The organism is Actinoplanes sp. SE50/110, assembly GCF_900119315.1.
In the GTDB taxonomy this organism is placed as follows: Bacteria; Actinomycetota; Actinomycetes; order Mycobacteriales; family Micromonosporaceae; genus Actinoplanes.
This window is the reverse complement of the sequence record NZ_LT827010.1, coordinates 7,756,143-7,776,023: the sequence shown is the minus strand read 5'-3', so window position 1 is coordinate 7,776,023 and position 19,881 is coordinate 7,756,143. Positions and strand designations below refer to the sequence as shown.

Annotated in this window: 11 protein-coding genes; 2 read left to right on the top strand and 9 right to left on the bottom strand. The window is 71.4% G+C overall.

Annotated elements, in window-relative coordinates:
- Window positions 1-59: 59 nt before the first annotated feature.
- The gene (locus ACSP50_RS34645; RefSeq protein WP_014693981.1) at window positions 60-3,074 is read left to right on the top strand and encodes a bifunctional diguanylate cyclase/phosphodiesterase; all 3,015 of its coding nucleotides are present in this window, start codon (window positions 60-62) and stop codon (window positions 3,072-3,074) included.
- Here the strand turns inward: ACSP50_RS34645 and ACSP50_RS34640 are convergent.
- The 8 genes from ACSP50_RS34640 to ACSP50_RS34605 all read right to left on the bottom strand — a co-directional run bounded on the left by ACSP50_RS34640 (window position 3,071) and on the right by ACSP50_RS34605 (window position 17,761).
- Entirely contained in the window at window positions 3,071-4,150 is a 1,080-nt protein-coding gene (locus ACSP50_RS34640; protein WP_014693980.1) for an NAD-dependent epimerase/dehydratase family protein, read from the bottom strand. The two genes, ACSP50_RS34645 and ACSP50_RS34640, sit on opposite strands and share 4 nt — an antisense overlap.
- A gap of 230 nt (window positions 4,151-4,380) precedes the next feature.
- A complete protein-coding gene (locus ACSP50_RS34635; RefSeq protein ID WP_014693979.1) occupies window positions 4,381-4,728 on the bottom strand; it encodes an Lsr2 family protein in 348 nt (115 codons plus the stop codon).
- Window positions 4,729-5,053: 325 nt separating this feature from the next.
- Complete coding sequence (locus tag ACSP50_RS34630) at window positions 5,054-6,694, bottom strand: FAD-dependent oxidoreductase (RefSeq protein ID WP_014693978.1); 1,641 nt, start codon at window positions 6,692-6,694, stop codon at window positions 5,054-5,056.
- 45 nt (window positions 6,695-6,739) lie between these two features.
- Window positions 6,740-8,344 (bottom strand): phospholipid carrier-dependent glycosyltransferase, encoded by a 1,605-nt coding sequence (locus ACSP50_RS34625; protein WP_014693977.1) that lies wholly within the window; start codon window positions 8,342-8,344, stop codon window positions 6,740-6,742.
- A 27-nt stretch (window positions 8,345-8,371) separates the two neighbouring features.
- On the bottom strand, window positions 8,372-10,039 hold the full coding sequence (locus ACSP50_RS34620; RefSeq protein WP_014693976.1) for an AMP-binding protein: 1,668 nt from the start codon (window positions 10,037-10,039) through the stop codon (window positions 8,372-8,374).
- Between the two features lie 32 nt (window positions 10,040-10,071).
- Window positions 10,072-10,860, bottom strand: a complete 789-nt coding sequence (locus ACSP50_RS34615; protein ID WP_014693975.1) for a CDP-alcohol phosphatidyltransferase family protein — start codon at window positions 10,858-10,860, stop codon at window positions 10,072-10,074.
- Between the two features lie 77 nt (window positions 10,861-10,937).
- Window positions 10,938-13,178, bottom strand: a complete 2,241-nt coding sequence (locus ACSP50_RS34610) for an MMPL family transporter (RefSeq protein ID WP_014693974.1) — start codon at window positions 13,176-13,178, stop codon at window positions 10,938-10,940.
- 14 nt (window positions 13,179-13,192) lie between these two features.
- The gene (locus tag ACSP50_RS34605) at window positions 13,193-17,761 is read right to left on the bottom strand and encodes a type I polyketide synthase (protein WP_014693973.1); all 4,569 of its coding nucleotides are present in this window, start codon (window positions 17,759-17,761) and stop codon (window positions 13,193-13,195) included.
- 408 nt (window positions 17,762-18,169) lie between these two features.
- Here ACSP50_RS34605 and ACSP50_RS34600 point away from each other — a divergent pair, with 408 nt between their 5' ends.
- A complete protein-coding gene (locus ACSP50_RS34600; protein ID WP_014693972.1) occupies window positions 18,170-18,589 on the top strand; it encodes a hypothetical protein in 420 nt (139 codons plus the stop codon).
- A gap of 192 nt (window positions 18,590-18,781) precedes the next feature.
- Here the strand turns inward: ACSP50_RS34600 and ACSP50_RS34595 are convergent, their stop codons facing one another.
- Window positions 18,782-19,795, bottom strand: a complete 1,014-nt coding sequence (locus ACSP50_RS34595; RefSeq protein ID WP_043516154.1) for an acyl-CoA desaturase — start codon at window positions 19,793-19,795, stop codon at window positions 18,782-18,784.
- Window positions 19,796-19,881: the final 86 nt, after the last annotated feature.

Genomic DNA, 19,881 nt, shown 5'->3' with positions numbered 1-19,881 from the left:
TCCGTGATCCCGGAGCCGATCAGTGGAGTCGGAACGGGTCTCGGGCGCAGGGAGGTCGGATGCCGACGCGGTGGCCGGCCGCCCTCTTCGGCGGGTGGATCCTGCTCCTCGGGGTGGGCTACGCCGCGCAACCGGCCCTGCACGGCTGGCTGGTGCTGGCCGGTGGCCTGTCCGCGCTGGGCGCCGTGCTGTTCGGCACCTACCGCAGCCAGCCGGACGACCGGGTGCCGTGGTGGCTGCTGGCCACCGCGACCGGGCTGTCCGGGGTGGGTGCCGCGCTGGGCGACGCGCCCGAGTCCGTCACCGACGAGCTGCTCTGGCTGGCGCCGGCCGGCACCGCCCTGCTGCTGCTGTCCTATCCGGCGCTGGCCGTGGCGCTGGCCGGGTTCGTGCGCCGCCGCACCGGGGCGTCCCGGGACGTTCCGGGGCTGCTCGACGCGGCGATCGTCACCTCCGGGGTGGCGCTGCTGGTCTGGACGTTCGTGATCGGCCCGCGGATGTCGGACGCGTCGGTCCGGGGGCTGGAGCAGCTGCTGCCGGTCGCCGACCTGCTCTGCCTGGGGCTGCTGATCCGGCTGGAGACGGTGCCGGGGCGGCTGGTCGCGTCCGGGTACTGGCTGGGTGCCGGCACCGGGGCGATGCTGATCGCGGACGTGTTGCGGGCGCCCGCGTACGGCCAGCTCGCGCTCTACGCGACGGCCGGGACGGCGGCGCTGATCCCGTCGATGGCGGAGCTCACCCGGCGGTCGGAGGCGCCACCGGCGGAGACCAGCCGGGGCCGGCTGGCGTTGCTGGCGGTGGCCGCGCTGGCCGCGCCGAGCGTGCTGATGGTGAAGATGTCGCAGGACGGCCAGGTCGCCGGGCTGTTCCTGGTGGCGGTGCTGAGTCTGCTGATGCTCATGCTGGTGCTGGCCCGGATGGGCGGCATCATGACCAGTCACCGGCAGGCGATGGGCCGGGAGCAGGCGCTGCGTGAGGCGTCCGCGGCGCTGGTGTCAGCCGCCGACGCGGAGGCGGTGGGTCTGGCGGTCCGGACGACGGTGGCCCAGCTGCTGCCCGGTGATGTGCCGCACGGCGTGGTGCTGGCGATCAGCATCGCGCAGTCGGAGCCGCTGTCACCGGAGGCCGCCGCGCAGGCCGCGGTGGACCGGGACACCGGTACCGCGGCCCGGCTGGTGCAGACCAGGGATGTGGACTGGGCGGTGGCGGTGCGGCTCACCCAGTTCGCCGAGACGCTGCGCTGCCCGATGGTGCTGCAGGATCGGCCGACCGGTGATCCCCTGGTCGGGGTGCTGCACGTGGGTGCGCCGACGTGGGCGTTGCGGGAGCTGCAGCGGTCGGTGGAGGTGCTGGCCGGGCAGGTGGCGCTGGCCCTGGAGCGGATCGCGCTGAGCCATCAGGTGAATCAGCGCAACAGCGAGGCGTACTTCCGGACCCTGATCCTGAACACCGCCGACGTGATCACCATTCTGGACCGGCAGGACCGGATCCGGTACGCGAGTCCGTCCGCTCTGGGGGTCTTCGGCGCCGATCCGACCGGGTACCGCCTGCCCGACGTGATCCACCCCGGTGACCAGAGCCGGCTGGAGGAGGCCCTGGCCGCGGTCCGTGGCGGGGACACCGTGCAGCAGCTGGATTTCCGGGCGGTCGGCGCCGGGCGCACCGAGGTGCTGCTGGAGATGCACTGCCGGGATCTGAGCGCGGACCCGAGCGTGGCCGGCCTGGTCGTCACCATGCGGGACGTGACCGAGCAGCGGCAGCTCGAACGGGAGCTGATCCACCAGGCGTTCCACGACGCGATGACCGGCCTGGCGAACCGGGTGCTGTTCCACGACCGGCTCAAGCACGCGCTGGCCCGCAGCGCCCGGGACGGCTCGGTGGTCGGGGTGCTCTTCATCGACCTGGACGACTTCAAGATCGTCAACGACACGCTCGGGCACGCGGTCGGCGACCAGTTGCTGATCGCGGTCGCCAACCGGCTGGCCGGGGCGTTGCGGGCGGACGACACCGCGGCCCGGCTCGGTGGTGACGAGTTCGCCGCCCTGGTGGAGAACGTGAACGACCCGGGCGCGGTCGAGGAGACCGCGACCCGGATCCTGACCGCGCTCGCCCCGTCGATCGACACCGACGCCAAGCCGCTGCACGCGGTGGCCAGCATCGGGATCACCACCACCCTGGAGGCGCAGGACGCCGACGAGCTGCTGCGCCAGGCCGACCTGGCGCTGTACGTGGCGAAGGGGGCCGGCAAGAACCAGTGGCGGCGCTACCAGCGGCATCTGCACGACGAGATGGTGGCGCGGCTGGAGCTGCGCTCGGCGCTCGACCACGCGGTCAACGAGGGCCACTTCCTGCTGCACTACCAGCCGATCGTCGACCTGGTCAGCAGTGCCGCGGTGGGCTTCGAGGCGCTGGTCCGCTGGCATCACCCGAGTCGCGGGGTGATCACCCCGGACCAGTTCATCGAGGTGGCCGAGGAGAGCGGGCTGATCGTGCCGATGGGCCGCTGGGTGCTGGAGGAGGCGCTGCGCACGGTCGCCGACTGGCGCCGGGTCCTGCCGGCCGGGCGCACCCCGTACGTCAGTGTGAACGTCTCGGTCCGGCAGTTCCGCGAGGCCGGGTTCGTCGACCAGGTCCGGGCGGCGCTGCAGCACACCGGGGTGCCGCCCGGGTCGCTGATGCTGGAGATCACCGAGACTTTGCTGATGAAGGACGACGAGGCGCGGGTCTGGGCGGATCTCGGGGTGCTGCGCGACATGGGCATCCGGATCGCGATCGACGACTTCGGGACCGGCTATTCGTCGCTGGGCTATCTGCGGCAGCATCCGATCGACGTCGTGAAGATCGACAAGACGTTCATCGACGACATGGTGACCAGCCCGCAGCTGGTCGGCGGGATCGTCAGCCTGGCCCGGTCGCTGCAGCTCACCGTGGTGGCCGAGGGGATCGAGGACCTCGACCACCGGGATCTGCTGGTGCGGATGGGCTGCCCGCTCGGGCAGGGCTTCCTGTTCTCCAGCCCGCTCGGCCCGACCGAGGTGCTGGCCTGGATGACCAGCCTGGCCGTCGCCGTCTAGTAGGGGTTGCCGGTGCCCGGCAGGCGGCCGCGCAGCAGGCCGCCGAGGCGTCCCGGCTGGCTCGCGGCCGGGTCCAGCGGCGGGCTCTCCGGTCGCCCGGCCCGGTCGGCCAGCCCGGCCACCACCTCGTGCAGCGCGTCCACCGCGCCCCGGCGCGGCCGCCAGCCCAGCTCGCCGGCGGCCCGGTCGCAGGACATCAGGGGCGCCTTGAGGGCCAGCCGCACCCAGCCGCGGTCGACCGGCTGCAGCCGCAACGTCCAGCTCAGCGCCGCGGCGCCCTCCAGTGCGAACCCGGGCACCGGCAGCGGCACCCCGCGGAACGCCTTGGCCAGCACCATCGGATCGAGCACCGGTCCGGCCGCGATGTTGAACGCGCCGCGCACGTCGGCGCGCAGCGCCCGCAGGTAGGCCTCGGCGACGTCGTCGGCGTGCACCGCCTGCAGCCGCAGCCCCGGGTGCGCCGGGATGACCGGCACCCAGCCGGGGCGCAGCAGCCGGGCGGGCAGCAGCGGGCCGGCGAAATACCGGCCGATCTCGGTGCCGGCGTCGCGCTGGAAGATCAGCCCGGGCCGCAGCCGGACGACGCGCATCATCGGATGGTCCGACTCGATCTCGTCGAGCATCCGCTCGGTCAGCACCTTGTGGCGGCTGTACGACGACTCCAGCACCCCGTTGCGCGCCCAGCTCTCCTTGACGTACGCCCATTTCGGCCCCGGCGAGTACACCCCCACCGAGGAGGCGTGCACCAGCGTGCTGACGCCGCCGCGGATCGCCGCCCGGAACACCGCGCGGCTGCCCAGCACGTTGGTCCGGTACAGCTGCCGGGTGTCGTGGCTGGGCTGGATCTGCCAGGCCAGGTTCACCACCGCGTCGGCGGTCTCGAAGATCGCGGTGAGCCGGTCCAGGGCGTCGTCCCGGCCGATGTCGACCGGGTGCCATTCCATCCCGGCGTAGGGGCCGGTGTCCTGCGGGACGCGCCGGGCGATCCCGACGGTTTCGATGTCGGGTTCGGTCCGGAGGCGGCGCAGCAGCGCGGTGCCGGCGTTGCCGGTCGCGCCCACGATGACGACACGCATGTCGTGAGCCGTACCCCGGCCACGGACTTCAAATCGGTTTCCGGCGACTATTCCCGGCCGGATTCACGCCGTTGCCCAGAAGACGGTACCGGCCCGTCGTATCGATATCCTCACCCGCGGATTGACTCAGGTCATCGGTGGAACGGCCGGCCCGGCGGCGGCGCGGGAGTCCGGCCAACGCAAAACGGCGCCACCGGTGACCCGGTGACGCCGTTTTACGGGCTGCGCAATCAGCGCTTGGCGTGGTATGCCTCGACGACGTTGCTCGGGATCCGGCCGCGCTCGGAAACCGGGTAACCGTTCTTGTTGGCCCACTCGCGAATGGCCTGGTTCTGGTCACGGCTGGACCGGCTGGTCGCGGCCGGGGCGGCGCGCCGGGCGACCGGCGGGGTGGCGCCGGAACGGCCCAGGCGGGTGGCCGCCGAGAGGAACGGTTCCAGGGCCTTGCGCAGCTTGCCGGCGTTCTTCTCGGACAGGTCGATCGTGTAGTTGACACCGTCGAGTCCGAATTCGACAGTGCGGTCGGCCTCCCCGCCGTCGAGGTCGTCGGTCAGAAGGGTAATTATCTGCTTCGCCATGTCGTGTTCGCTCCTACAGCGATGTCATTCGGGTGACGGCTGTACGCGAGCGATGGGGGGTGCCGCGAATAGTCGTCGTCCCATTCATTGTGTATCCCGCACGGCAAGCATTGCAAATTGCCCCTAGGCATGTCGCAATTCCGCTGCGCATCCACCCGGCAGCGGAGGGTGGTCTTCGCTGGTCGGAAAGACCCTGAGAAGACTCTTTTCGAACTGGTGAATGTGGGGTAACCTCACCGCTGGGAGCGCTCCCAAGGGCGGAGCCGTCCCGTAGACTCGAGCCGCCTCGTCGCCGATGCTCCGGTGCCGGGGCGGCTCGCCCCAACTATTTTCCGGCGCGGCGCAGCGCGGCCGGAGCATGTGCCGGCACCGCGGGTGAGTGTGGTGCCACCGGCTCCACCGGCTCGTAGGCTTCGCCCGGCGCCGGCCGCGGATCCGCCTCGCCCTTGTTCGGCCACAGCGACATCGCCCGCTCCGCCATCGCGGTGATCGTCAGCGACGGGTTCACCCCGAGGTTGGCCGGCACCGCCGAACCGTCCACCACGTGCAGCCCGGGGTAGTGGAAGACCCGGTGGTACGGGTCGATCACGCCGCTGTCGGCGTCCGCACCGATCGTCGCCCCGCCCAGGATGTGCGCCGTCATCGGAACGTTGAAGATGTCGCCGACCGTGCCACCGGGGAAGCCGTCGATCCGGTCCGCGATCCGCCGCACCGCCTCGTGCCCCACCGGGATCCAGGTCGGGTTCGGGTCGCCGTGTCCCGGGCTCGTCGTCAACCGGCCGCGCCGGGTGCGACGTACCGTCAGGGAATTGTCCAGGGTCTGCATCACGAGCGCGATGATCGTGCGCTCGCTCCACCGCCGCACCGACAGGGAGTGGGCCAGCACCATCGGGTGCCGGATGCAGTTGACCAGGAAGCGCAGCGGTCGCGGCAGCCGCCCGCCGCCGTCCACCAGCAGGGTGGACAGCAGGCCCATGGCGTTGCTGCCGGGCCCGTACCGGACCGGTTCGATGTGCGTGGTCGCGTCCGGGTGGAACGACGAGGTGATCGCGACGCCCCTGCTGAACGGCTCGGCCGGCACCTTCCTGGTCTCGGCGCCGAGCAGCGCCTCGGAGTTGGTGCGGGTCAGCGAGCCGATCCGGGCGGAGATCCGGGGCAGCACCCCGGTGTCGCGCATCGCGTGCAGCAACCGCTGCGTGCCGAGCGCCCCGGCGGCCAGGATCACCTGCCCGGCGGTGAAGGTGCCGTTGGCCGTCTCCACCACCCAGCCGGCGCCGTCCGGCCGGATCTTGGTGACCTCGGTGTCCGGGTGGACCGTCGCGCCCTTGCTCTCGGCCAGGTAGAGGTAGTTGACGTCGAGCCGGTTCTTGGCGCCGACCCGGCAGCCGATCATGCAGTTGCCACACTCGGTGCAGCCGGTGCGGTCCGGTCCGGCCCCGCCGAAGAACGGGTCGGGCACGGTCTTGCCGGGCTCGCCGAAGAACACCCCGACCGGGGTGCGGCGGAACGTGTGCCCGACGCCCATGTCCTCGGCCACCTGCTTGATCACCACGTCGGACGGGGTCATCGTCGGCTGGGTGGTCACCCCGAGCATCCGGGACGCCTGGTCGTAGTGCGGCTCCAGCTCCTTGGCCCAGTCGGTGATGCCGGACCAGTGCGGGTCGGCGAAGAACGGCGCGGGCGGCTGGTACAGCGTGTTGGCGTAGACCAGCGAGCCCCCGCCGACCCCGGCCGCGGACAGCACCATGATGTCCTTGAGCAGGGTGATCCGCTGGATGCCGCGCATCCCGAGCTTCGGCGCCCAGAGGAAGTTCTTCAGGTCCCATGACGTCTTGGGCAGGGTCTCGGGGGTGAAACGCCGGCCGGCCTCGAGGACGCCGACCCGGTATCCCTTCTCCGTCAGGCGCAGTGCGCTGACGCTGCCGCCGAAGCCGCTGCCCACGATCACGATGTCGTAATCCGTCATCGTGTCACCTAAGCATTACTCGCCGGTAACCGCCAGAGCCTGTTTCTACCGCCGGTAGATGGTCATCGCGTAGCCCACCTGGTCGATCGCTCTGCTCGTGTCGATCAGGCGCTGGAGCTTCACGCCGGCCAGCGCCACCCGGGAGTCGGAGACCACCAGCAGGCCGTGCACCCGGTCCTCCGGAACGCCGTACGGATCGGTGGCATTGATCCCGTAATAGGCGGGCACGCCACTGCCCTTGTAGACGAGCCACACCGGTTCACCCGGATAGTCGGTCCTCAGCTTCTGCGCCAGCCGGGCCAGGTCCTGACCCCAGTCGACGTTCGAGTCGTGCAGGTTGCGGTGGGTGTCCGCGGTGCCGCCGAACGCCTCGTTGGAGTACGGCAGGTAATAGGGGAATGTGCGCACTGAGCTGATCGCGACGAACAGGATCAATGCCGCGGTCACCCACGGAACCCGGCGGATCCGGATCAGCGCGACCGTCCCGGCCGCCACCGCGAGGAACATCGGCAGGAAGATCGCGTACCGGGTGCCGTAGTCGCGGCTGCCGGTCATCGCCACCAGCAACAGCAGCGCCGAAACCGGCAGCACGTAGACCGCCGCGGCCCGCAGCCGCGGCACGAGGATCATCGTGAGCGCGCCGGCGATCCACAGCACGAGCATCCCCAGTGGCGTCTTGATCAGCAGCGCCACCGGCAGGTAGTACCAGAGGTTGCCGCGGTAGGCCTGCCCGAGCAGGAACCCGTTGTAGGTCCGCGCCTCCAGCCGGAACTGCAGCAGCAACCCGTCCCGATACGCCTGCGGCAGCGGCAGCCACTGCACCGCGGCCGCCCGCAGCCCGTCCGGATGCGCCAGATAGTCCGGGGTCGTCCAGCGCAGATGCGGATCGACGGCCAGATAGACCACCCAGACGACGGCGACCGCGATCAACCCCACGCCGGCGGCGGCCAGGGCGCCGGCCACCAGACGCCGTCGCCGGCTCGCCGACCGCTGGGCACGCCACATCGACCAACCACAGAGCAGGGCGATCAGCGGTACGGCGGGGAGCGCGCTGGCCCGGGTCGCCAGTGCCGCCCCGAGGGCCACGCCGGCCAGCGGCAGGTAGCGGTACGCGCGTTCCCGCCCCCGCCACGCCAGCCAGAACGCGGTCAGCAGCAGACCGGCGGCCGGCACGTCCAGGGTGGCCAGCGACCCGTGCGCGATCACATCCGGGTCGAACGAGTACAGCGCCAGCGCGATCAGAGCGGCCCACGGCCCCGCCACGTCCCGCGCGAAGGCCAGCACCACCAGCCCGAACAGCAGTGTCAGCACGATGATCGGGACCCGGGCGGCGAGCAGCAGCCGGAACGGGTTGTTCCCGCTCTCGTAGAGCAGGTTGCGTCCCAGCGCGCTCTGGTCGCCCGGATACGCCGGGTCCAGCCGGTGCGCGCCGCCGAACGCCAGCCCGGTCGCCATGATCAGCTTGCCGAGCGGCGGGTGCTCGAAGTTGTAGCGCAGGCTGTGCTGCTGGGTGTACACCTCGGCGGTGGCGACGTACACCGGCTCGTCGATGGTCGGCGTCAGCTGCGTCGCCGTGGTCACCATGGCGAACGCCATCTGCCCCAGCATCGCGACCACGGCCAGCAGGAACAACAGTCGGCGACGAGGCATCGGGCAAAGATAGCCCGCCGGCCGGACCTACCCGGTGAACTCCCCCGGCGGGGTGGCGGCCGGGTCGGCGTGCTTGGCCACCTCGGCGGCGCGCAACTCGACCCGGCGAATCTTCCCGGAGATCGTCTTCGGCAGGTCGGCGAACTCCAGGCGGCGGATCCGGGCGTACGGCGGCATGTGCTTGCGGGCGTGCTCGAAGATCGCCGCGGCGGTCGTCCCGTCGGCCGCCCACCCCTCGGCGAGCAGCACGTAAGCCTTCGGCACCGCCAGCCGCACCGGGTCCGGTGAGGGCACCACGGCGGCCTCCACCACCGCCTCGTGCTCGATCAGCACGCTCTCCAGCTCGAACGGCGAGATCCGGTAGTCGGACGCCTTGAACACGTCGTCGGTCCGCCCCACATACGTGATGTAGCCGTCCGCGTCCCGCGAGGCCACGTCCCCGGTGTGGTAGTAGCCGTCGACCATCCGCTCGCCGGTCAGCACCGGGTCGCCGTGATAGCCCACCATCAGCCCCACCGGCCGCGGCTCCATCGCCACGCAGATCTCGCCCTCGTCCGCCTCCCGTCCGGTGACCGGGTCGAGCAGCGCGATCCGGAAGCCCGGCACCGGCCGCCCCATCGACCCGGCCTTGACCGGGCACCCCGGCGAGTTGGCGATCTGCACGGACGTCTCGGTCTGCCCGAACCCGTCCCGGATGGTCACCCCCCACCCGGCCTTGACCTGCTCGATCACCTCGGGGTTGAGCGGCTCGCCGGCGCCCACCGCGATCCGCGGCGGCGTCGTCAACTCGGTCAGGTCGGCCTGGATCAGCATCCGCCAGACGGTCGGCGGCGCGCAGAAACTGGTCACCCCGCAGCGCTGCATCTCGGCCATCAGCTTCCGGGCGTCGAACCGGGTGTAGTTGTAGATGAACACGCACGCCTCGGCGTTCCACGGGGCGAAGACGTTGCTCCAGGCATGCTTGGCCCAGCCGGGCGACGAGATGTTGAGGTGTACGTCGCCGGGGCGCAGCCCGATCCAGTACATCGTCGACAGGTGGCCCACCGGGTACGACACGTGGGTGTGCTCGACCAGCTTGGGCTGCGCGGTGGTGCCCGAGGTGAAATAGAGCAGCAGCGTGTCGTCGGCCCGGGTCACCGCGTCCGGCACGAACTCGGGGGCCGACGCGTACGCCGACCGGAAATCGCGCCAGCCGTCCGCCGCGCCCACCGCGATCCGGGTGACCGCCGGATCCACCTGGTCGAACTTGGCCACCGCCGAGGCCATCGCGATCACGTGCCGGGCGCCGCCGCGGGTCACCCGGGCCACCGCGTCGGCCGGGCCGAGCAGCGGGGTGGCCGGGATCAGCACCGCGCCCAGCTTCATCCCGGCGAGGATGGTCTCCCAGAGCTCCACCTGGTTGCCGAGCATCACCACGATCCGGTCGCCACGGGCCACCCCCTGGGCACGCAGCCAGTTCGCCACCCGGCTGGACCGTTCCGCCATCTCGGCGAACGAGAACCGCTGCTCGGCGCCGTCCTCCTGGACGATCCACAGCGCGGGCGCGTCGTTGCCCGCGGCGATCACGTCGAACCAGTCCAGCGCCCAGTTGAAGTGCGCCGGGCGCGGCCAGCGGAAACCGTCGTACGCCGCCTGAAGATCCTCGCGATGAGCGAGCAGGAAGTCCCGGGCCTGCCGGAAGTCGGGGTCAGCCATGGGGCCATCCTCCCGGTTGGAACAGTGGCCCGCTAGAAGCTTGTCGGAACGCGTTCGCGGGCCGCGGCCAGTCGGGCCGGATGGCCCGCGGCCTGCTGCCAGAAGCGGTACACCAGGACCAGCTCGAAGGCCAGCAGGGCCGCCCCGGCCAGCACGGTGACCCCGATGATCAGCCCGGTCAGCGGGCCGATGATGTAGACGAACATCTCGTACTCGATGCCGCTGAACAGGTGCGTCCGGATCCGGTTGCGGCGCAGCAGGGCGCCGGCCCGGCCACGGCGGGACAGCGGTGGCGCGCCGGCCTCGGCCGGCACGGCCAGCGCGCCCAGCTCGTCGACCATCGTCTGGCGCACCTTGGCCACCTGACCGCCGTTGAGATAGCGGATCAGGTCCAGGAAGATCGCGGCGGACATCAACCAGAGGTACGTCACGTCGTGGTGCCGTGCGTACTGCCCGCCGAACAGGGTCAGCGCGCAGAAGAACACCCGCACCCGGTCGAGCACGAAGTCCAGCCACTGGCCGAAGATCGTGCCGGTCCCGTTCAGCCGGGCGATCTTGCCGTCCATGCAGTCGACCACGAAGCTCAGGTGGAACAGCACCGCGCCGGCGATCAGCCAGCGGGTGTCGCCGCGGGCGAAACACACCATGGCGCCGACCCCGATCACCGTGGCGACCAGGGTCAGCACGTTCGGGGTGAGCCGGCGGTACGGGGCGATCAGGCGCACCAGCCGGGCGGCCAGCGGGTCGACCAGCAGCACGGTCCACCACGCGTCGATCGGCTTGTAGGTGCGCTCGCGGATCTCCCGCAGGGTGACTGTCACTAGGGCCCTTTCTGGTCTCCGGGGACAACGACCCGGCCCGCGTCCGGTGGCCGTCACACCCCCGGACGCGGGACGGTTCAGCCGTGCTCGCGAAGGCCGAGGCGGGCGTGCACGGCGCGCAGCGGGCGCGGTGCCCACCAGTTCCACTCCCCGGCGAGCCGCATGAACGCCGGCACCAGCACCGGCCGGACCAGCAGCGCGTCCAGGATGATCGCCAGGCTGGCGCAGAGCCCGAAGAACTGGATCAGCGACACCCCGGAGGTGAGCATCGCCAGGAACGACACGCTCAGGATGCCGGCCGCCGCGCTGATCACCCGGACGCTGCGCGACATCCCCTCGACCACCGCGGTGTGCAGGTCGGCGCCCTGTTCGTGCCGCTCGATCACCCGGGACAGCACGAACACCTCGTAGTCCATCGAGAGCCCGAACGCCACGCAGAACAGCAGCACCGGGATGGCCACCGCGAGCGGGGTCCCGGTCTGCCCGAGCAGGCCGGACAGGTGCCCGTCCTGGAAGATCCAGACCGCCACGCCGAACACCGCGCTCATCGTCAGGGTGTTCAGCAGCAATGCCTTGATCGGCAGCAGCACGCTGCCGGTCAGCAGGAACAGCAGCACGAACGTGGTCACCGCGATCAGGATCCCGGCGACCGGCAGCCGGTCGGCGATCGAGCCGGTGATGTCCACCAGCTGCGCGGCCGGTCCGGTGACCAGCGCCGGGTAGCGGCCCGGCACCGGCACGGCGCGGACCGCGCGGGCCAGGTCGGCGCCCGCGCCCGAGTACGGCTCGACGTCACTGACCACGGAGAACCAGGTGGCGTCGCCGTTGACGTACCGCGGGTCGGCGTGCCCCGGGGCGATCACGATGACGCCGTGCTGATAGGTGCCGACCATGCTGTCCACCCGGTTCACCGCGGGCAGTTCGGAGAGCCGCGCGGCGTAGTCGGCCGCCCGGATCCGCCCGTCGGTCCCGCTGCCCCAGTGCTCGGCGACCACCACGGTGGCCCCGCTGCCGGTGTCGGCGAACTGGCCGCGCACGGTGTCCGCGACCACCCGGCTCTCGGCGGTCTTCGGCAGCACCCGGTCATCGGCCACACCGAACCGCACGTGGGTGAACGGCAGCGCGAGCGCGGCCAGCACCAGGATCACCGGGGCCGCGGTGCGCACCGGGCGGCGCAGCACGAAGCCGGCCAGCCGGGCCCAGAAGGTGGAGGAGGCGCGCGGCCGGTACAGCGCCCACCGGTCGATCCGGTCGCCGAGCACGGTGAGCAGCGCCGGCAGCACCAGCAGCGCGGCACCGACCGTGGTCACCACCACGGCGATCCCGGCGTAGGCGAACGACCGCAAAAAGTACTGCGGGAAGACCATCAGGCTGCTCAGGGCCACGGCGACGGTCGCCGCGCTGAACAGGATGGTGCGACCGGCGGTACGCATGGTGTTGCCGATCGCGGTGCGCAGATCCGCCGCCGTGACCCGCTCCTCGCGGTACCGGCTCACGAACAGCAGGCTGTAGTCGACGGCCAGGCCCAGGCCCAGCGCGGTCGCCATGTTCACCGAGAAGACCGAGACGTTGGTGATCGCGGCCAGCAGCCGCAGCGTGCCCAGCGTGCTGACGATCGAGAACAGGCCGATCAGCAGCGGTGCGCCGGCCGCCCCGACGGTGCCGAAGACCAGCAGCAACAGCACCAGGGTGATCGGGATGGCGATCGACTCGGCGGTCGCCAGATCCTTGGTGACCTGGTCGTTGATGTCGTTGTTGATCTGGGTGAAGCCGCCGAACTCGACCTTGATCTGCTGGTCCTGGAAGTCCCGGCCGAGGTCTTCGTGCAGCGCGGCCACCCGGTCCGCACTCGTGTCCTCGTCGCCGTCGACGTGCACCAGGATCATGCCGGTGTCGTGGTCGCGGCCGGCCAGCTGCGGCAGGTGGTTCGCCCAGTACGAGCCGGCCACGGTCACCGCGGGGTCGGCGGCCAGCCGCTGGGTGACCCGTTGCGCGGCGGCCCGGGTGTCCGGGTCGTCGACGCTGCCGCCCGGCTTGGCGATCAGCACCACCAGGTTCGGATCGGCGGCCCGGAAGTGCTCGGACAGCACCTGCCGGCCGCGTACCGAATCGGTGTTCGGATCGTCGAAACCCCCGGTCTTGAGCGCGCTGACCACGTCCCCGCTGAACGCCACCGCGAGACCGGCGAGCAGCAGGGTGATGAGCAGGACGAGCTTGGGGAAGCGGGTGACGAACCGGGTGACCGGGCCGGCCCCGGGCGCGGCGGCGACCGGCTGGTCGCCGCCGGCCCGGGGCGGCTTGGTGGGGAGAGAGGTCATGTCCGGCGGCTGCCTCAGGCCGGCTGCGGCACGCGGGCCGGGTCGAGGTGCCGGGCCAGCAGGTCCACGGTGGTCTCGATGTCCTCGACGGTGTGCTCGGCGGTGACGAAGAACCGCAGCCGGGCCAGCCGCTCCTTGACCGCCGGATACATGATCGGGTTCGCGCTGACCCCGTTCTTGAGCAGCATGTCGGCCAGCTTCAGTGCCTTCACCGAGTCGCCGGTGATGCACGGGACCACCGGGGTGCCGGCGCTCGGCCCGGTGTCCAGCCCGGCCTGCTTGGCCAGCCGCAGGAAGGTCGCGGCCCGGTCGTGCAGCACCTTCAACCGCTGCGGCTCCTCGCGCATGATGTGCAGGGCGGCCAGTGCCGCGGCCGCGTTCGCCGGGCTCATGCCGGCGCTGAAGATGAAGCCGGGCAGCGTGTACCGCAGGTACTCGATCAGCTCGTGCCGGCCGGCGATGTAGCCGCCGCAGCTGGCCAGCGACTTGGACAGGGTGCCCATCCAGATGTCGACGTCCTTGCGGTCCACCCCGAAGTGCTCGCCGACCCCGCCGCCGCGGGCGCCGAGCACGCCGATGCTGTGCGCCTCGTCGACCATCAGCAGCGCGCCGTGCTTCTTCTTCAGCGCGATCAGCGCCGGCAGGTCACAGATGTCACCGTCCATGCTGTACACGCCCTCGACGATGATCAGCACCCGGCGGTACCGGTCGCGGATCCGGGTCAGCAGCGCGTCCAGGGCGGCCAGGTCCTGGTGCGGGAACGGCTGGCGGTTGGCACCGGAGAGCCGGCAGCCCTGCAGGATGCTGTCGTGCGCCAGCGCGTCGTGCACGATCAGGTCCTCCGGGCCGACCATGTGCCCGATGATCCCGACGTTCGTCGAGTGGCCACCGAGCAGCGAGATCGCGTCCTCGGCGCCGACCAGCGAAGCCAGGCTGCGGTCCAGCTCGTCGTGCAGCGCCCGGTTGCCGGACAGGATGCGCGCGGCCGAGACCGAGGAGCCGTACCGCTCCACCGCCTCCTTCACCGCGTAGTTGACCATCGGGTGCCCGGACAGCCCCAGGTAGTTGTAGCTGGAGAAGGAGATCAACTGACGGCCGTGCACCGAGGTGCGGGCGTTGATCACGCTGTCGTGCACGATGTAGTACGGGTTGGCCACCCCGACCCGCTCCAGGATGTTGCCGCGCGCCTCGAACTGCACGACCTCCGGGAGCTTGGTCACGTCGGCGACCTCGGGCCGGCGGACGTCCCCGGCGCGCGGCACCAGGTCCTGCACCGGCTCCGGAGCCGGAGTCGCGGCCGGGGCCGGCGCACTCACGCCTAGCGCCTGCTGGAGCAGCTGCACCAGCTCGCCGACCGTCTCGATGCCGAAGACCTGCTCCGGGGCGAGGTCGAGATCCGGCCAGCGGCGCTTGGCCGCGGCGATCAGTTCGGCCGTCATGATCGAGTCGAAGCCGAGGTCGGCGCCGAACGTCTGGTCCGGGCGCACGGTGTCCGCCGGGTAGGCGCTGATCTTGCCGACCATCGCCGCGACCTCGGTGAAGACCTGCTTGTCCTCGGTCTTGCGGGGCTGCTGGGCGGGGACCTTCGGCGGGGCCGCCTTCTCGGGCGCCTCCTTGGCGGCCGGCAGCGCCGGTGGCGCCGGTGGCGCGGCCACCACCTCGGCGACCGCTCCGGCGGCCGGCTCGGCCCCCGGCTCGGCGCCGATGTCGCGCAGTACGGCCAGTTGTTCCCGCAGCAGGGAGATGACGTCGTTCACGGGGGTCTGCGCTCCGTTCCTGATTCCGGTCGCCGGCTGAGCCTCGCGCCGGGTTGGCGGCGTCTCGCGCACCGCGGTCTCTTTTTTGCTGACAAATCGGCTTAACGACGCACTGCCCGGTGTACGACGGATCGAGTAGTGCTGAGTTGCCAGCGGCGACGGCGGGAGTGTGGCCAACGGCACACCGAGCCCCTCGAACAGCGGCGTGAGGTTCACCGGCACGCCGGCCACCGCCAGCCGTCCCAGACCCTCCAACAGGGCATATCCGTCGTCCGGCTCGGCCGGCATCAGCGCGATCGCATCCAGCCCCCGCGCCGCCGGCGTCTGCGCCGCCATGCCGAGCAGCGCGTCCCCGGCCGACACCTGGACCAGGATCTTCGCCCCGACCCGCACCGCCTGATCGATCGCGTCACGGAACAGCACCGGCGCCGAACCCTGCCGGGCCCAGAGCGCGCGCAGCGTCTCCGAGTCCGTCGGCGCGGCCGGATCCACACTGGAGACCAGTGTCCGGATCGGCTTGCGCACCGGCAGCCCGGCCACGAACTCACCGACCCGCAGATCCACCTCGGACATCAACGGCGAATGGAACGCGTGCGACACGCGCAGCGGCGCGACCGGCACATCCCGGTCCCGGCAGCGCTCGACCAGCCGGCCTACCGCGTCCCGGTGCCCGCTCGCGACGATCTGCGTCGGATGGTTGTAACAGCCCGCCCAGACCCCGTCGATCCCGATCCGCAGCTGCTCGAACCCGGCCGCGTCGATCCGCACCGCGGCCATCGTGCCGGGCGGCGGTTCCTCCCCGGAGGTCACCGCGGCGCCCCGGTCGATCAGGAACTCGATGCCGTCGTCCGGGGTCAGCGCCCCCGCGGCCACCGCGGCGGCCATCTCGCCGACGCTGTGGCCCAGCGTCACCTCCGGGGTCACCCCCATCTCGGCGAGCAGCTGGGTCATCCCGATGCCGGCCACCCCCAGGCCCGGCTGGCAGATCCGGGTCGCGCTGACCCGCTCCTCGTCACCCGGGTTCGGCGTGTCGCAGAGCAGGTCGGTGACCGGCGCGCCGGTCCGCTCGTCCACCCGGTCGGCCAGCGGCCGCACGTGCTCGGCCAGCGCCGGGAACCGGGCCACCAGATCGCGCAGCACCCCGGGACGCAGCGAGCCCTGACCCGGGTAGAGGAAGGCCAGCGACCGCTGCTCCGGCGCCAGCGGGGCGGTGCTCGCGTACAGGCCGGCGGCCAGCCGTCCGGTCGCACCGGCGGCCAGCTCGCGAGCCGCCACGGCGAGCCGCTCCGCCAACTCGGCCCGGGACCGGCACATCACCGCGAGCCGCGCGGTCAGCAGGGACCGGCTGGCCATCGTGCGGGCCACCGCGGCCGGGGTCAGCCCCGGGTCCGCGGCGATCAGGACCGACAACCTCTGGGCGTACGACGTGAGCAGCTCACCGTTGTCCGCCGAGATCAGCACCACCCACGGGCGGGTGCCGTCCGCGTCGTCACCGTCCGTCTCCGGCTCCGGGGCCTCGCTGAGCACCGCGTGCACATTGGTGCCGCCGAAGCCGAACGAGCTCACCGCGGCCCGCCGCCGGTCGTCGGCCGGCTGCGGCCACGACTTCGGCTCGGTGGTGATGGACAGACCCGCCTCGGCCAGCGGCAGCTCACTGTGCGGATCCATGGCCGCCGGCTGCGGCGGAACGGTCCGGTGGTGCAGCGCCAGCGCGGTCCGCAGCACGCCCGCGGCGCCGGCCGCCGGCAGCGTGTGCCCGATCATCGCCTTGCCCGAGGACAGGTAGCAGGGCCGGTCGGTGGCCTTGGCCCGCACCCGGCGGATCGCCTCCACCTCGACCCTGTCGCCGACCGTGGTGCCGGTGCCGTGCGCCTCCAGGAAGTCGATCGAGCCCGGCTCGACCCGGGCGTCGCGGTACGCGGCCCGCATCGCCGCCTCCTGGCCCTCGGCCTTCGGCGTCATCGGGCCGGCACCCTTGCCGTCGTTGGCGGTGCCGATGCCGTTGAGCACCGCGTAGATCCGGTCACCGGCCTCCAGTGCGTCGTCCAGCGGGCGCAGCACGGCCAGCGAACCGCCCTCACCCAGCACGAACCCGTCGGCCCGGGTGTCGAACGGGCGGCACACCCCGGCCGGCGACAGGGCGCCCACCCGGGAGAAGCCGACCAGCGCGTTCGGCGTCAGGTTGAGGAACACCCCACCGACCAGCGCCGCGCTGCACGAGCCGGTGCGCAGGTGGTTGACCGCCTCGTGCAGCGCGACCAGTGCGGAGGAACAGGCGGCGTCGATCGCGAAGGACGGGCCGCCCAGGTCGAGCAGCTCGCTCACCGTGGCCGGGGCCATGTTGAGCAGCGACCCGGCCATCGAGAACGACTGCGGCGGGTCGATCGCCAGCTTGGCCGCCTCGGCGATCGCGGCGAGCAGCGCCGGATCGTCGGCGGCGCTCGACAGCGACCCGTCGGCGAGCAGGCTCGCGGTCAGCCGGGCCCCGGTCAGATCCTTGTAGTCGGCGGTGCTGAGGCCGACGAACACCCCGGTGGTCGCCCGGTCGAACGGCCGGCGCTCCCAGCCGGCGTCCTGGACGGCCTCGCGGGCCAGGTCCACCAGGAGCCGGTGTTGCGGGTCCATGGCCTTGGCGCGCCGTGGCGGGATGCGGTGGTGCAGGGCGGCGAACTTCTCGACCTCGTCAAGAAAGGCCACCCGGTCGGTGTACGTGGAATGTGTATCGCGAAAATTCGTCGAATAGAATGTTTCGTGATTCCACCGAGCCGACGGTACGGGCCGGAATTGATGGGCCGCGGCCAGCGAGTTCGACCAGAACTCGACCACGTCGCGCGCCCCCGGAAAACGGCAGGATAGGCCGACGATGGCAATGTCCAATGGATGTTCCCCTGCTTGCGTGCCTGATGGTCCGCCGGACAGCGGCCAGGGAAGCGCTGGAAGAGCCGATGGAAGATCGTCGGCAGGTGCGCTTTGTGCCCAGAGGCTAACTCACGCCGGGATGATTTCGCGCAAGGCGACACGCGGTTTCGAAAGACCTTCTGCGGGTCTTGGCAAAAGATAGAACACCGGCACGCCACATGGTGTGATCTTGCCCTCTGAATCACTCCGGGGGAGTACTCACGTGTCGCTTCCGGCGGATCCGGACGTTGAACAGATGCAGGTCAGGGGGGATTCGGTTCACCCGTGAGTGTGTCGGTTTGGGTAAAACGCCCGCTTCGCCTAGTTTTGTGCGTCATGAAGCACACGACCATGCGGTGGCTCGCTGCAGCCGTGGCGCTGGCCGGCCTCGCCGCCTCCAGCCCCGCCCAGGCGGCCCCGTCGCAACCTCGATTCGCACCCATCCGCATGAACGCCACGGCGTACTACGGCACGCTCGACGTCATCGCCCGCGAGACGCTCGGCCTGAAGGCGCACTTCACCACCTGGGACGGCCACCCGGTCGCCGGGCTTCCCATCCAGTTCACCACCACCGGTGAACGCTTCCCGATGTGCGAGGCCACCACCGACTTCGCCGGCTGGGCCGAATGCAAGAACGGCCCGGTCCCGCCGCCGGTGTCCCTGGCGAACCTGCTGGTCAACGGCTACGACGCCGTCTGGCTCGGCAACCGCCGGTTCGCCCCGGTCAGTGCCCACAACAACATCGGCATCGGCTGACCTCCCTTCAACCAGTAGCGGCCACGGGGCGCGCCTCAGCGCGCGCCCCCGGCCCGCCAGCGCGGCCGGCTCGGCCCGCCCGCCGCGGCCAGCTCCGCTCGCCGCGGCTTAGCTCCGCTCGCCGCGGCCCAGCTCCGCCCGCCGCGGCCCGGCGGCCCCGCCCGCCCCGCCACGCTCACTGCTCTCGCTGCGTCACACGCGCCCGGCCCCGCGCAGGTCGGTGCCGACCTCGTGCAGATGACGCAGGGCCTGGCGGTAGGACTCGACGAGCCCGGTCATCTCGTAGGGAACCCCGATCTCCGCGCAGTAGCGCCGGACGATCGGCTGGGCCTTGCGCAGGTTCGGTGTCGGCATCGCCGGGAACAGGTGGTGCTCGATCTGATAGTTCAGTCCGCCCAGCGCCGCGTCGACGAGCCGGCCGCCGCGCACATTGCGTGACGTCAGGACCTGCTTGCGGAGGAAGTCCTCGGTGCCGTCCGGATGCGGCATGCCCTTGTGGTTCGGCGCGAAGGTCAGCCCCAGGTAGACGCCGAAGAGCGCCTGATGCACCACGAAGAACGCCAGCGCCTGCACGGGGCTCAGTACCAGCAGCAGTGCCGCGACGTACCCGATGAAATGTGCCGTGAGCAGCGTGAACTCCAGGCCGCGGCGTTTCACGGTGCCGTCCAGCAGGGCGCGGACACTGTCGTGTTTCAGCGAGATCCCGAGCAGGGTGAGCAGCGGGAAGAAGAACCAGGCCTGATGCCGGGTCAGGAAGCCCCTGCCGGCCGCCGCCTCGCGGGACCAGACCAGCACGCCCGGACCGACATCCGGATCGAGGTCGTCGTGGTTCGGGTTGGCGTGGTGCTTGGTGTGCTTGTCCATCCAGTACCCGTACGACATGCCGATCGCCAGGTTGCCGGCGATCAGGCCGGCCCGGGAGCTCGGCCGGTTGGTGCGGAACACCTGCCGGTGTGCCAGATCGTGCGCGACCAGCGCCACCTGGGCGTTGACCACCGCCAGCAGGACCGCCACCGCCAGCGTCCACCATGATGCGCCGAGCAGGGCGAACGCTGTCCAGCCACCGATCAGGGCGGCGGCCACCAGGCCCAGGCGCAGCGCGTAATAGCCTGGGCGGCGGCGCATCAGGCCGGCCGCGTTGATCCGGCGACTCAGCTCCGCGAAGTCACTTCCGGCGGCACGCGGCCGCTCCGTCATCGTCGTCATGCCCACCAGCCAACCGGTTCGGCGGCCCGGTTTCATCAGTGCTCACCCCCTAATCGAAGGCCGGGATCACCCCCGTTTCAGGGGTA

Excerpts from the sequence above, each read along its gene's own strand:
- ACSP50_RS34645 (WP_014693981.1), top strand. The coding sequence starts at position 60 with ATGCCGACGCGGTGGCCGGCCGCCCTCTTCGGCGGGTGGATCCTGCTC.
- ACSP50_RS34640 (WP_014693980.1), bottom strand. The coding sequence starts at position 4,150 with ATGCGTGTCGTCATCGTGGGCGCGACCGGCAACGCCGGCACCGCGCTG.
- ACSP50_RS34635 (WP_014693979.1), bottom strand. The coding sequence starts at position 4,728 with ATGGCGAAGCAGATAATTACCCTTCTGACCGACGACCTCGACGGCGGG.
- ACSP50_RS34630 (WP_014693978.1), bottom strand. The coding sequence starts at position 6,694 with ATGACGGATTACGACATCGTGATCGTGGGCAGCGGCTTCGGCGGCAGC.
- ACSP50_RS34625 (WP_014693977.1), bottom strand. The coding sequence starts at position 8,344 with ATGCCTCGTCGCCGACTGTTGTTCCTGCTGGCCGTGGTCGCGATGCTG.
- ACSP50_RS34620 (WP_014693976.1), bottom strand. The coding sequence starts at position 10,039 with ATGGCTGACCCCGACTTCCGGCAGGCCCGGGACTTCCTGCTCGCTCAT.
- ACSP50_RS34610 (WP_014693974.1), bottom strand. The coding sequence starts at position 13,178 with ATGACCTCTCTCCCCACCAAGCCGCCCCGGGCCGGCGGCGACCAGCCG.
- ACSP50_RS34600 (WP_014693972.1), top strand. The coding sequence starts at position 18,170 with ATGAAGCACACGACCATGCGGTGGCTCGCTGCAGCCGTGGCGCTGGCC.
- ACSP50_RS34595 (WP_043516154.1), bottom strand. The coding sequence starts at position 19,795 with ATGACGACGATGACGGAGCGGCCGCGTGCCGCCGGAAGTGACTTCGCG.